Genomic DNA, 13,767 nt, shown 5'->3' with positions numbered 1-13,767 from the left:
ATGCTCCAAGCAAAACTGGAGACGACGCCATGACGATGACGACACGACGCGAGGCCATGGCGCTGATCTCGGCGGCACTCGCTGGCACCACGCTCGGCGGCCGTGCGTTTGCGGAAGGCGCGCCGAAGAAGGGCGGCACCTTGCGGATCTCGGCGCCGGCCAATCCGTCGAGCCTCGATCCGGCAACCGGCGGCGCCGGCTCCGATCACGCCTTCCTGTTCACGATGTACGACACACTGACCGAATGGGAGTTCGACACGCTGAAGCCGAAGCCGGGGCTTGCCGAGAGCTGGAAGTTCACCGATCCCAATACGCTGGTGCTGAATATCCGCCCCGGGGTCACCTTCCATGACGGCACGCCGCTCGACGGTGAAGCCGTCAAGTTCAACCTCGATCGCAACCGCGGCGATGCGAAGTCGAACATCAAGGCCGATCTGCTGTCGGTCGCCTCGGTCGAGGTCACCGGCCCGCAGCAGGTGACCTTGAAGCTGAAGACGCCCGACACCGCGCTGCCCGGCATTCTCTCCGACCGCGCCGGCATGATGGTGTCGCCCACTGCGCTGAAGGCGGCCGAAGGCGGCGTCGTCACCCGCAAGCCGGTCGGCGCCGGCGCCTATGCCTTCGTGAGCTGGGCCGACGGGGAGAAGATCGTAGTCAAGCGCAACGAGAAATACTGGAAACCGAATCGGCCGTATCCCGACGGCATCGAAATCTCGATCATTCCCGAGCTCACCACCGGCGCTCGTTCGGTCACCGCCGGCCAGAACGACCTGATCTATCAGCTGCCGCCGCGGCAGAAGGCGATCATCGAGCGCGCTTCGAGCGTCAAGGTGGTGCACGGCCCGACGCTCTATGTGTTCCAGATCTTCCTGAACTGGGCCAGGCCGCCGTTCGACAACATCAAGGTTCGCCAGGCGCTCAACTTCGCGATCGACCGCGAGTCCTTCGCCAAGGCCGCGCTCGCCGGCCTCGCAGAACCCGCCTACATGAACCTGCCGAAGTCGCATTGGGCCTATGATGCCGAGGTCGCCAAGCTCTATCCCTATGATCCCGACAAGGCGCGCAAGCTGCTCGCCGAAGCGGGCTTCAAGGAAGGCACCCCGATCGAGATCGGCGGTTACACCGATCAGGATTCGGTGCAGCGCGAAGAGATCCTGCTCGAGCAATTGCGCAAGGCCGGTATCAACGTGAAGTTCGTCAACGGCACTGTCGCGGAAGCCTCTGCAGCCTTCTTCGGTCCGGAAAAGAAGGGAGCCGGGTTGCTTTCGGCCTGGACCGGACGGCCCGATCCGAGCCTGACCTATTCGCTGATGTTCACCAAGGATGCCTATTACAATGGCGGACGTGCGCCGGTGCCGCCCGAGCTCGAAGCCGCGATCAAGGAATCGCGCGCGTCCGAGGATATTGAGGTCAGGCGCAAGGCCTTCTCCACCGTGCAGCGGCTGGTGATGGAGAATGCCTTCGTCGTGCCGCTTGCGTTCCAGTTCGAGCTGGTCGCCATGAACAAGAAGGTGCAGGGCTATCGGCCCAATCTGCTCGGCAAGCCGAAATACGACGACGTCTGGTTGGAAGGCTAAGCGATGGCGCGACGGTCACCGATCAAGGTCATCGGCAGCCGCCTCGTGCAGGCGCTGCCCGTGATCGTGCTCGCGACCTTCATGGTGTTCTCGCTGCTCAAGCTGGTGCCCGGCGACATCGCCGTGACGCTGGCGGGCGACAACGCGACCGACGCGCGGATTACCGAGATCAGGACAATCTACGGCCTCGACCGGCCGTTCCTGGTGCAATATGGCGCCTGGCTCGGCCATGTCGCGCAGGGCGATCTCTCGCAATCGCTGCTGACCGGCGAGAAGGTCGCGGTTTCGATCGGCCGCGCCTTCCCGAACACGCTGCTGATCGTGGTGATCGCGCTGCTGCTGGCGCTGGTCACCGGCATTCCGATGGGCGTGCTGGCGGCGATCAAACCGAATGGCTGGGTCGACAAGCTGATCAGCATGCTCGCCTCGCTCGGCGTCGCAGTGCCTGGATTTTGGCTCGCGATGATCCTGGTCGCGGAATTCTCGCTGAAGCTGAACTGGCTGCCGGCGACCGGCGCAAAATCCTTCAGCGCATCGCCGGTCGACGCGATGCGACACGCGCTGCTGCCTGCGATCGCGATCGCGGCCTATGGCATGGCCGAGGTCGCACGCCAACTCCGCGGCGCGCTGCTGGAGGTGCTGTCGTCGCAATATGTCCGCACGCTGCACGCCAAGGGGCTGTCGATGTCACGCATCCTCTGGCAGCACGGCCTGAAGAATGTCAGCGTCAATCTGCTGACGATCATCAGCCTCTTGGTCAACCGCATGCTGGCTGCGACCGTCGTGATCGAGGCGGTGTTCGCGATTCCCGGCCTCGGCAGCCTGATCGTGCGCGGCGCGATCCAGCGTGATTTCCCGATCGTACAGGGTGTCGTCTTCACCATGGTGGTGGTTGTGATCGCGGTCAATCTGGTCACCGATATCCTGTGCGCGGCAGTCGATCCGAGGATCGAGCAATGACCGACACCGCGCTCGCATCCCTGAAACCACCGGCCAGGCCGACCCGGCTGCGGCGTTTCCTGCGCTGGCTCGCCGGGGATCTGCGCGCCGCGCTGTCGATCCTGGTGTTGCTGGTGCTCGTTGTCGTCGCCATCGGCGCGCCCTGGATCGCGCCCTACGCGCCGACCGCGCAGGACGTCAACAACATGCTGGCGCCGCCGGGGCCGCTGCATCTGCTCGGCACCGACGATCTCGGCCGCGACATCTTCTCCCGCCTGATCTACGGCGCGCCGGCCACCGTCTATGCCAGCCTGCTTGCGGTCGGCGTCGCGGTTCTGATCGGGCTGCCGGTCGGCCTGATCGCCGGCTATTTCGGCGGCTGGATCGACGACATCATCAGCCGCATCATCGACACCTTCCTGTCGTTCCCCGCCATCGTGCTGGCGATCGCGGTCACCGGCGCGCTCGGCATCGGGCTGACCAACGGCATGATCGCCATCGGCATCACGATGTTTCCCGCGTTGGCGCGCATCGTCCGCGCCCGTACGCTGATCGTGCGGCAGGAGCTTTATGTCGATGCGTCCAAAGGTTTTGGCGCGCCGACCTGGCACATCCTCTGGCGCCACGTGCTGCCGAACACGCTGCAGCCGGTCATCGTGCAGGTGACCCTCCTGCTCGCCGCGGCGCTCTTGGCCGAAGCCAGCCTGTCGTTCCTCGGCCTCGGCATCCAGCCGCCGGACCCGAGCTGGGGCGCCATGCTGGCGCGCGCCTATCAATACATGGAAATCGCCCCGGAGCAGATGTATGCGCCGGGGCTTGCCATTCTCGTCGTCTCCCTGGCCTTCAATGCGCTCGGGGAGTCCTTGCGTGTCGTGCTCGATCCGACCATGAAGGATCGCTAGACATGCAGGTGCCTATTTGCTGCCGCGCTCCATTCACCTCGCCCCGCTTGCGGGGAGAGGTCGAAATTTGCGCGGAGCGCGAATTTCGGGTGAGGGGGGCTCTCCGCGGGCTCGCTTGCGCAGACTCCCCCTCACCCGAAGCCTACGCTTTGCTTCGGCTTCGACCTCTCCCCGCAAGCGGGGCGAGGTGAGCAACTCACGGAACCGATCATGTCCTTCAAGAAATTGCTGATTGCCAACCGCGGTGAGATCGCGATCCGCATTGCCCGCGCCGCGGCCGATAGCGGCCTTGCCACGGTCGCGATCTATCCCGCCGACGATGCAGCTTCGCTGCATGTCCGCTCCGCCGATGAGGCGCACGAGATTCCCGGCCGCGGCGCGCGCGCCTATCTCGACATGGAGGCCGTGATCGCGGCCGCCAAGGCCGCAGGCTGCGACGCGCTGCATCCGGGTTACGGCTTCCTCAGCGAGAACACCCAGCTGGCGCGGCGCTGCGCCGAGGAGAAGATCGTCTTCGTCGGCCCGTCGCCGGAGGCGCTCGATCTGTTCGGCGACAAGGCCAAGGCGAAGGCGCTGGCCAAAAAATGCGGCGTGCCGATCATTGCCGGCACCGCGGGTGCGACGTCGCTCGACGAGGCAAAGGCCTTCTTCGCCTCGCTCGGCACGAATGCCGCGGTGATGGTCAAGGCGATCGCCGGCGGCGGCGGACGCGGCATGCGGGTGGTCGAGGATGCCGCCAAGCTCGACGAGGCCTATGCGCGCTGCCAGTCGGAGGCCAAGGCGGCTTTCGGCAGCGATGCGGTCTATGTCGAGCGGCTGATCCGAAAAGCCCGTCATATCGAGGTGCAGATCATCGGCGACCGTCATGGCGCCATCAGCCATCTCTGGGAGCGCGAATGCACCATCCAGCGCCGCAACCAGAAGCTCATCGAGGTGGCGCCGAGTCCATCATTGAGCGAGGGCCTGCGCGCGCGCATCATCGAGGCGGCGAAGCAGCTCGCGACCGCCACGCGCTACGACAATCTCGGCACCTTCGAATTTCTCGTCGATGATGAGGCGGGCGAAGGCGAGGGCGCCTTCGCCTTCATCGAGGCCAATCCGCGGCTCCAGGTCGAGCACACCGTCACTGAAGAGGTGCTCGGCGTCGACCTCGTGCGGTCGCAGCTTGCGGTCGCCGCCGGCGCCACGCTGGCCTCGCTCGGGCTGGCGCAATCAGCGGTGCCGCTGCCGCGCGGCTATGCGATGCAGCTCCGCGTCAACATGGAGGTGATGGACGAGAAGGGGCTGACAAAGCCGACCGGCGGCACGCTTAGCGTGTTCGACCTGCCGTCCGGCCCCGGCGTCCGCGTCGATACGTTCGGCTATTCCGGCTACCGGACCAGCGCCGCGTTCGACTCGCTGCTGGCAAAGGTTATCGTGCATTCGCCGGGCCCGAAATGGATCGAATTGGTGCACAAGGCATCGCGCACCCTGCGCGAATTCCGGATCGGCGGCGTCGCCACCAACATCCCGCTGCTCGGTGCAATCCTGGCGCACCAGAGCTTTGGCCGGAACAAGATCAGCACCAACTTCATCGATACCCATGTCGCGGCGTTGGTCGGCGCCGCGCAGGAGCATGCCGCGCCGCTGCTCGAGGTGAGCGAGGCGGCTGTGACCAAGACTGCTGTCATCGAGGCGGCGCCCGAGGGATCGCTTCCGGTGGCGGCGCCGCTCCAAGGCACGATCGTGGCGATCGAGGTCGCGGAGGGCGATCTGGTTCGGCCCGGCCAGCAGATCGCAGTGCTGGAATCGATGAAGATGGAGCATCTGGTCACCGCGCCGCATGGCGGCCGGGTGACGAAGATCGCCGGCGGCCCCGGCATCACCCTGATGCATGGCGAGCCGATCCTGTTCCTGGAGCCGGCCGAAGTCGACGGCCATGCCGCAGAAGAAGCAGCCGCGATCGATCTCGATCACATCCGCCCTGACCTTGGCGAGCTGATCGCGCGCAAGGCGATCACGCTGGACGAGAACCGCCCGGCCTCGGTCGAGCGCCGCCGCAAGACCAACCAGCGCACCGCGCGCGAGAACATCGCGCAGCTGGTCGACGAAGGCTCGTTCGTCGAATACGGCTCGCTCGCGATCGCAGCGCAACGCCGGCGCCGCAAGGTCGAGGACCTGATCAAGAACACGCCGGCCGACGGCCTGATATCAGGCGTCGCGACCGTCAACGCCAAAGACTTCGGCGCCGACGGCGCTCGCTGCATGGTGATCTCCTACGACTACACCGTGCTCGCCGGCACCCAAGGGCACATGAACCACAAGAAGATCGACCGCATGCTCGGCCTCGCCGAGCAATGGCGCATGCCGCTGGTGTTCTATGCCGAGGGCGGCGGCGGCCGTCCCGGCGATACCGACCGGCTCGGCATGACCGGCCTCGACGGTCCGTCCTTCGTGCAGTTCGCAAAACTCTCGGGCCTCGTGCCCGTGGTCGGCGTGGTCTCCGGCTATTGCTTCGCCGGCAACGCCGCGATGCTCGGCGTCTGCGACGTCATCATCGCCACCAAGAATGCCTCAATCGGCATGGGTGGTCCGGCGATGATCGAGGGCGGCGGGCTCGGCGTCTATCATCCGGCCGAGGTCGGCCCGGTTTCATTCCAGTCGCCGAACGGCGTGATCGACATTCTGGTCGAGGACGAGGAAGAGGCCACGACGGTGGCGCAGAAATATCTGTCCTACTTCCAGGGCGCGGTGCAGCACTGGAAGGCGCCGGACCAGCGGCTGCTGCGCCGTGCGATTCCCGAAAACCGCCTGCGCGTCTATGACATCCGCAACGTGATCGACCTGATCGCCGACGAAGGCTCGGTGCTGGAGATCCGCAGGGATTTCGGCGTCGGCATGATCACGGCGTTCATCCGCATCGAAGGCAAGCCGTTCGGCCTGATCGCCAACAATCCGAAGCATCTCGGCGGCGCGATCGATGCGGCGGCCGGCGACAAGGCCGCGCGCTTCATGCAGCTATGCGACGCCTTCGATATCCCGATCGTCTCGCTGTGCGACACGCCGGGCTTCATGGTCGGCCCTGAGGCCGAGAAGACCGCGATCGTGCGCCATGTTGCGCGGATGTTCGTCACCGGCGCCAGCATCACGGTGCCGCTGTTCGGCATCGTGCTGCGCAAGGGCTACGGCCTCGGCGCACAATCGATGATCGGCGGCGGCTTCCACGCCTCGTTCTTCACGGTGGCGTGGCCGACCGGTGAGTTCGGCGGCATGGGCCTCGAAGGCTATGTCCGCCTCGGCTTCCGCAAGGAGATGGAAGCGATCGCGGATCCGGTCGAGCGCGAGAAATATTTCCAGACCAAGGTCGCCGAGCTCTACGCCAACGGCAAGGCCGTCTCGATCGCCTCGGTGCTGGAGATCGACGAGGTGATCGATCCCGCCGACACCCGGCACTGGATCATGGCCGGCCTCCGCTCGGTGCCGAAGCCGGAGCCGCGGACGGTGCGGAAGCGCCCGTGCATCGATGCGTGGTAGGGCGGCACCGGGTGGTACCGCAACATATTCGGTGTCGTCCCTGCGCAAGCAGGGACCCATAACCACCGATGGTCATTGTCGTACGGTGCTGCGGCCACAGCCCTCCTTCAACAACCCAGCCCTGTGGTTATGGGTCCCGGCTTTCGCCGGGACGACGGCGGTAGGTGGGCGGGCGCCTCGCGTCACTGCGAGAGTCAGGCCAAATTCAACTCCGCATAACCCCCCGCCGCCACCGCGTCGCATCGCTCGCGATACGCCGGTGCGCTGCCGCTGTAGCGGGCGACGATGCGCGTCTGCTTGCCTTCGACGTTGCGGTTGATGCCGGTCATCCAGGAATCGACCTCGTTGGACAGCAGTCCGACACCTAGCGCTTTCACGTGATCGGTCCAGCCGGCGGTGCCCTCGGGCGTGGCGTCGAGGAAGGTCAGGCCCTTATCTTGCGCGAAACGGAGCAGCCCGGTGACCCAATCAACGCTGTATTCGATGCTGCGCGGGATGTTGCCGAGCGCGGTGTGCGGGCCCATCAGCATCATCATGTTGGGGAAGCCGTCGACCATCAGCCCGAGATAGGTCTCGGGGCCGTGCGTCCACTTCTGCTTCAGCCGCGCGCCGTGTGCGCCGCGGATATCGATCTTGTCGAAGCTGCCGGTGATGGCGTCGAAGCCGGTGGCGTAGATGATGATGTCGAAGGTGTAATCCTTCTCGGTCGTCCGGATGCCCTCGGGCGTCATCCGCTCGATCGGTGTCGCCTTGAGATCGACCAGCTCGACATTGTCGCGATTGTAGACCTCGTAATAGAAGGTCTCGAGCGGCAGCCGCCGCGTGCCGAAGCCGTGGTTTGTCGGGATCAGCATCTCCGCGACCTTCGGGTCCTTGACGCGCTCGCGGATCTTGCGCGCAACGAAATCGCTGATCGTCGCATTGGCCGCGCGATCAATCAGGATATCCTTGAAATTGCCCTGCCAGATGCCGAAGCCGCGCTCGCCATAGAGTTTTTCGTAGAACGCCTCCCGTTCTTGCTCGCTGACTTCGAACGCGCCGCGCGGGTCGGGCGTGTGGACGAAGCAGGCAAACGTCTCCTTGCAGCGCGCGAAGATCTCGGGATAGCCCGCCTTGATCCTGCCTTGCGTCTCCGCATCGATCTTGCCGTTGTGCAGCGGCGCGGCCCAGTTGGCGGTGCGCTGGAACACGGTGAGGTGGCCGACTTCGCCGGCGATGGTCTGGATGGTCTGGATGCCGGTGGCGCCGGTGCCGATCACGGCGACGCGCTTGCCGGTGAAATCGACCTTGTCCTTCGGCCAGCGCGCGGTGTGAAACGACTGCCCCTCGAATCCTCGATGCCCTCGATGCGCGGCAGGGTCGGCGTCGACAGCGGCCCGATCGCGGTGATCAGGAAACGGCATGAGTGCCGCGCGCCGCTCTCCAGCGTGACCTGCCAGCTCCGCCTCTCGTCCTGGTAGATCGCCGACGTGACGCGGCTCTCGAACTGGATATCGCGGCGCAGGTCGAACTTGTCGGCGACATAGTTGCAGTAGCGCAGGGTCTCGGGCTGGCCGGCGAAATGCTCGGACCATTCCCATTCCTGCAACAACTCCTTCGAGAACGAGTAGCCGTAGGAATAGCTTTCGGAATCGAAGCGCGCGCCGGGATACCGGTTCCAGTACCAGGTGCCTCCCACACCGGTACCGGCCTCGAACACCCGCGCATTCAGGCCGAGCTCGCGCAGCCGGTAAAGCTGGTACATGCCGGACAGGCCGGCGCCGATGATGATGACGTCGTAGTCCAGCGCAGCCGTCTGGGCGCTGTTGTCCTGGCGCGATGCGGCCACCTGTCGCTGCTCCCTGATCGGTTGATTGCCTGCAAGGCTAACCGGTCTTGTTGTTGCCGACAAACATCGAAGCGCGGGGCAGCTATCGCGATTTGCCGGGTTTGCCCGCCTGCGCGCATTCCGCGCGGCGGACTGTCGGCGCCGCGGCTTTACTCGGCCGCGGGATACCCGCTATCGTCGACCCGACAAGACGATCGCCCGCCAAGCGGCGACGGAACCAGCGGGAGTAAGGCGATGGGAGAGGCGCTGCGCAGGCCGACATCGATCGATGTCAGCAATCCCCGGCTTTACCAGGACGACATTTGGCGGCCGCTGTTCGCACAACTCCGCCGCGACGATCCCGTGCATTATTGCGAGACGTCGGCCTACGGCCCTTACTGGTCGGTGACGCGTTACGACGACATCTTCGCGGTCGAGCTCGATCACCAGAACTATTCCTCGGCCTCCGAGCTCGGCGGTATCCAGGTCGCTGACCAGCCCAAGGGGCTGGAGCGGCCGAGCTTCATCCGGATGGACCCGCCCGGCCACACCGCGCAGCGCCGCACGGTGGCGCCGATCGTTGCACCGTCGAACCTCGCCAATTTGGAGGCCTTGATCCGCCAGCGTACGGCCACCGTGCTCGATGCGCTGCCGCGCAACGAGACCTTCGACTGGGCCGAGCGGGTCTCGGTCGACCTCACCAACATGATGCTGGCAACGCTGTTCGATTTTCCCTCCGAGGATCGTGCCAAGCTGACCTGGTGGTCGGATGTCGCGATCGCCAACGTCGAGTCATCAGACGCGGTGGTGCATTCGGAGGCTGAGCGCACCGCCGAACTGGTCAAGATGGGAGAATATTTCCGCAAGCTATGGGACGCGCGGGTCGATGCGCCGCCCACCTTCGATCTGATCTCGATGCTGGCGCATTCGGAAGCGACGCGGAATCTGGAGCCGCGCGAGTTCATCGGCACGATCGGGCTCCTGATCGTCGGCGGCAACGACACCACGCGGAATTCGATGTCGGCAGGCCTGATGGCGCTGTGCGAGAATCCCGAGCAATTCGAGCTGGTCCGCGCGAAGCACGAGCTGATCCCGAACCTGGTGTCCGAGACCATCCGCTACCACACGCCGGTGCTGCACATGCGCCGCACCGCGCGCAATGATGTCGAGCTCGCCGGCCGCCAGATTAGGAAGGGCGAGAAGGTGGTGATGTGGTACATCTCCGGCAATCGCGACGAGGACAAGATCGAGCGTGCCGATGAATTCATCATCGACCGCGCCAAGCCGCGTCAGCACCTCGCCTTCGGCGCCGGTATCCATCGCTGCGTCGGCGACCGCCTCGCCGAGCAGCAACTCCGCATCCTCTGGGAGGAGGTTCTGGCGCGCGATCTGCGTTTTGAGCTGATGGGCCCGCCGCAAAGGCTCTATTCCAATTTCATCCGCGGTATACGAAGCTTGCCGGTGAGAATCGTCGATTGAATCACGCATTGTCATTCCGGGGCGCCCGTAGGGCGAACCCGGAATCTCGAGATTCCGGGTTCGATGCTTCGCATCGCCCCGGAATGACGGCATACTGAGATCAAGGAACAAGAATGAAGAACGATCCCGTTGACGTCCTGATCATCGGCGCCGGCGCCTCCGGCGCTGCGGTGGCCTGGAGTCTGGCCGATACCAAGATGCATATCCTCTGCCTCGATCAGGGCGGCTGGATGAATCCAGCCGAATATCCGAGCACCGGGCGCGACTGGGAGGCGAAGTTCTACGGCGAGTGGTCGTCCAGCCCGAACGTTCGCAAGCGGCCCGAGGACTACCCGATCAACGACGACAATTCGCCGATCAAGGTGGTCAATTTCAACGCGGTCGGCGGCTCGACGGTGATGTACACCGCGCACTGGCCGCGGCTGCATCCCTCCGACTTCAAGGTGAAGACGCTCGACGGCGTCGCCGACGACTGGCCGATCGACTACGATGCGCTGACGCCGTTCTTCGAGGAGAACGATCGCATGATGGGCGTCTCGGGCCTGTCGGGCGATCCGCTGTCGCCGCTCAGCCATCCGCCGATGCCGCAGCAGCCGCTCGGGCTGTCCGGCCCCTTGATCGGCAAGGCGATGAACCAGCTCGGCTGGCACTGGTGGCCGTCGGACACCACGGTTGCGACGACGGACTACGAGGGCAGGGCGCGCTGCATCAATCTCGGCCATTGCACGCCGGCCTGCGCGCAGGGCGCCAAGGCCTCGACCGACATCACCTACTGGCCGCACGCGATCCGCGCCGGGGTCGAGCTCAGAACCCATTGCCGGGTGCGCGAGATCCTGACCAACGAGGACGGCATGGCCTCCGGCGTCGTCTACTACGACAAGGACGGCGTCGAGCAATTCCAGCCGGCCGAGGTCGTCATCATCGCCTGCAACGGCGTCGGCACGCCGCGGCTGTTGCTCAACTCGGTGTCGGGAAAATTCCCGAACGGCCTTGCCAACTCGTCCGGCCTGGTCGGCAAGAACCTGATGTTCCATCCCTACGCGCAGATCTACGGCTTCGTGAAGGAGCCGACCGATAGCAACCGCGCGCCGCCGACCTGCCTGTGGAGCAAGGAGTTCTACGACACCGATCTGTCGCGCGGCTTCGTCCGCGGTTACGGCATCCAGTTCGGCCGCGGCGCCGGGCCGGTGTTCGAAGCGGTCGCGAGCGAGCAGAAGGGCATCCTGCCCTGGGGCAGGGATCATCACCGCGTGTTCCGCAAGCTCAACGGGCATCGTCTTGCGGTGTCGGCGATCTGCGAGGATCTGCCGGAGGAACATAACCGCGTCGCGCTCGATCCCGTGCTGAAGGACAGCCACGGCATCCCCGCGCCGAAGATCGACTACACGATCAGCGCGAACAGCCGGAAGATGATGGACCACGGGCTGGCGCGTGGCCGCGAGATCCTCGAGGCCGCCGGTGCCACCGACATCTGCATCAACGATCCGATTCCCTGGGGCGGCTGGCATTTGCTCGGCACCGCGCGGATGGGCACCGATCCGGCGCGCTCCGTGGTCAACGAATGGGGCCGCTCGCATGACGTCAAGAACCTCTTCATCGTCGACGGCAGCATCTTCGTCACCTCGGGTGGCGTGAACCCGACCTCCACCATCCAGGCGCTCGCGCTCTACATCGCCGACCAGATGAAGCAGCGTCTGGCCAATCTGTTCGACTGAGACCGTCCAGAGAACCGACATGTCCGATGCAAAACAACTGACCGCAGCCCAGCGCGCCGATCTCCGCACCGTCGCCGCGATGATCGTTCCCGCCAGTGACGAGTACAAGGTGCCGGGTGCGGATGATGCCGAGATCCAGGCCGATATGCTCGCAACGCTCGGCCGCGACACGGCGCTGGTTGCGCGGGCGCTGGATCATCTGGCTGATCTCGCCGGCAAGCCGCTCGCCGAGCTCGACGATGCCAGGCGCGATGCCGTGGCGCAGGAGTTTCGTAGCCGCGGCGGCGCTGCCGCCGCGACGCTCGTCCGCGTGGTGCTGCAATGCTACTACCGCGACGACCGCGTGCTGCGCTCGCTCGGGCTTGAGCTGCGCGCGCCATTCCCCAAGGGCCATGTGCTGCCGGACGGCGACTGGTCGCTGCTCGATCCGGTCAAGGCGCGCGGCGGCACCCTGCGGCGGGCGCCCTAGGCCTGACGAGATTGGGCTGATTTGCACCCACGGCGGGGCTTCACCTCTCCCTTGGGAGAGGTCGGCGCATAGCGCCGGGTGAGGGGTTACGGTCCCTCTTTGGAGCTGCGGCCCCTCACCCGATTTGCTTCGCAAATCGGCCTCTCCCCATCGGGGAGAGGTGAAAGCAAGTGCGCGGCCGAGCGACTTCGATCGTGGACTTACCTTGTCCTAGCCGACCGGGCAGGTAACTACTTGCGGCGACGGGAGCCGGTCACCATTTGAGGGGACCAAAGGACTCTCGCCATGCTGGATTTTACCTCAGATACCGCTGCTGACACGCCGTCAGCGGCGACGGCCGATGCTGCCCAAGTCGATGACAGGGCCTTGCTGGATGCCTATTCCAACGCGGTGATCGACGTGACCGATCGCGTCGGCCCCGCCGTGGTCCGGGTCGAAACCGGGCCGAAGGTGCGTAGCGCGCGCGAGCGCGGCGGGCTCGGCTCGGGCATCGTGATCTCGCCCGACGGGTTCGTGCTGACCAACAACCATGTGGTCGGATCGTCGAAGGAGATCCGGTTGCGCGACACTGAGGGTTTCGTCACCGATGCCCACGTGCTCGGCGTCGATCCCGACACCGATCTCGCGCTGCTGCGCGCCGATGGCGCGCGCGATCTCCCCTATGCCTCGCTCGGCAATTCCAAGACCTTGCGGCGCGGCCAGCTCGTGGTCGCAATCGGCAATCCGCTCGGCTTCGAATCGACTGTCACCGCCGGCGTGGTGTCGGCGCTCGGCCGCTCGATCCGTTCGGTCAGCGGGCGCACCATCGAGGACGTGATCCAGACCGACGCTGCGCTCAATCCCGGCAATTCCGGCGGTCCGCTGGTGTCGTCGCAGGGCGAGGTGATCGGGATCAACACCGCGATCATCAACGGCGCGCAGGGCATCTGCTTTGCGGTCGCCAGCAACACCGCGCAGTTCGTGCTGTCGGAGATCATCCGTCACGGCTATGTCCGCCGCGCCTATATCGGCGTCGCCGGCCAGACCGCGCCGGTGCCGCGGCGGCACGCGGTGCTGGCCGGCGTCGAGAACAAGATGGGCGCGCTGTTGATGCAGATCGAGCCGGACAGCCCGGCCGCGCGCGCCAGCCTGTTGCCCGGCGACGTCGTGATCCGGCTCGACGGCATCGAGATCAACGGCGTCGACGACCTGATCCGCGCGCTCGATCACAGCCGGATCGACCGAACCCTGTCGATGGACGTGCTCCGCCTCGGCCGCCTGCGCGCGATCGACATCCACCCGATCGGGCGGAAGCCGGCGAAGCAGTAGCACGTGCGATCCACAAACCGTCCTGACCCTTTCCCCCGGTGGGGAGAGGGGTTGTGGT

The 13,767-nt window shown here is 65.5% G+C and carries 9 protein-coding genes; 8 read left to right on the top strand and 1 reads right to left on the bottom strand.

The genetic code is table 11. The features are described from left to right. The first annotated feature begins 29 nt into the window (after positions 1 to 29). The 4 genes from H8A92_RS07715 to H8A92_RS07700 all read left to right on the top strand — a co-directional run bounded on the left by H8A92_RS07715 (position 30) and on the right by H8A92_RS07700 (position 6,931). A complete protein-coding gene (locus H8A92_RS07715; RefSeq protein ID WP_229195225.1) occupies positions 30 to 1,577 on the top strand; it encodes an ABC transporter substrate-binding protein in 1,548 nt (515 codons plus the stop codon). A gap of 3 nt (positions 1,578 to 1,580) precedes the next feature. Further along, a complete protein-coding gene (locus H8A92_RS07710; RefSeq protein WP_229195224.1) occupies positions 1,581 to 2,537 on the top strand; it encodes an ABC transporter permease in 957 nt (318 codons plus the stop codon). Next, a complete protein-coding gene (locus H8A92_RS07705; protein ID WP_229195223.1) occupies positions 2,534 to 3,418 on the top strand; it encodes an ABC transporter permease in 885 nt (294 codons plus the stop codon). Before H8A92_RS07710 ends, H8A92_RS07705 begins: the two co-directional genes overlap by 4 nt. Before the next feature lie 210 nt (positions 3,419 to 3,628). Then, the gene (locus H8A92_RS07700; RefSeq protein WP_229195222.1) at positions 3,629 to 6,931 is read left to right on the top strand and encodes a carboxyl transferase domain-containing protein; all 3,303 of its coding nucleotides are present in this window, start codon (positions 3,629 to 3,631) and stop codon (positions 6,929 to 6,931) included. 1,255 nt (positions 6,932 to 8,186) lie between these two features. On the opposite strand, the gene H8A92_RS07695 is transcribed toward H8A92_RS07700, so the two are convergent. Beyond that, entirely contained in the window at positions 8,187 to 8,759 is a 573-nt protein-coding gene (locus H8A92_RS07695; RefSeq protein ID WP_229195221.1) for a flavin-containing monooxygenase, read from the bottom strand. Between the two features lie 234 nt (positions 8,760 to 8,993). Here H8A92_RS07695 and H8A92_RS07690 point away from each other — a divergent pair, with 234 nt between their 5' ends. The 4 genes from H8A92_RS07690 to H8A92_RS07675 all read left to right on the top strand — a co-directional run bounded on the left by H8A92_RS07690 (position 8,994) and on the right by H8A92_RS07675 (position 13,709). Continuing rightward, positions 8,994 to 10,217 (top strand): cytochrome P450, encoded by a 1,224-nt coding sequence (locus H8A92_RS07690; RefSeq protein WP_229195220.1) that lies wholly within the window; start codon positions 8,994 to 8,996, stop codon positions 10,215 to 10,217. A gap of 113 nt (positions 10,218 to 10,330) precedes the next feature. Then, a complete protein-coding gene (locus tag H8A92_RS07685) occupies positions 10,331 to 11,932 on the top strand; it encodes a GMC family oxidoreductase (RefSeq protein ID WP_229195219.1) in 1,602 nt (533 codons plus the stop codon). Positions 11,933 to 11,951: 19 nt separating this feature from the next. Further along, the gene (locus tag H8A92_RS07680; RefSeq protein ID WP_229195218.1) at positions 11,952 to 12,401 is read left to right on the top strand and encodes a gluconate 2-dehydrogenase subunit 3 family protein; all 450 of its coding nucleotides are present in this window, start codon (positions 11,952 to 11,954) and stop codon (positions 12,399 to 12,401) included. A 285-nt stretch (positions 12,402 to 12,686) separates the two neighbouring features. Then, positions 12,687 to 13,709 carry a S1C family serine protease gene (locus tag H8A92_RS07675; protein ID WP_229195217.1) on the top strand — a complete coding sequence of 341 codons (1,023 nt, stop codon included), beginning with the start codon at positions 12,687 to 12,689 and terminating at the stop codon, positions 13,707 to 13,709. Positions 13,710 to 13,767: the final 58 nt, after the last annotated feature.

This window comes from Bradyrhizobium acaciae, from assembly GCF_020889785.1.
Taxonomy (GTDB): Bacteria; Pseudomonadota; Alphaproteobacteria; order Rhizobiales; family Xanthobacteraceae; genus Bradyrhizobium; species Bradyrhizobium acaciae.
The sequence above is the reverse complement of the archived record's forward strand: the minus strand, read 5'-3'. Positions and strand labels throughout refer to the sequence as shown.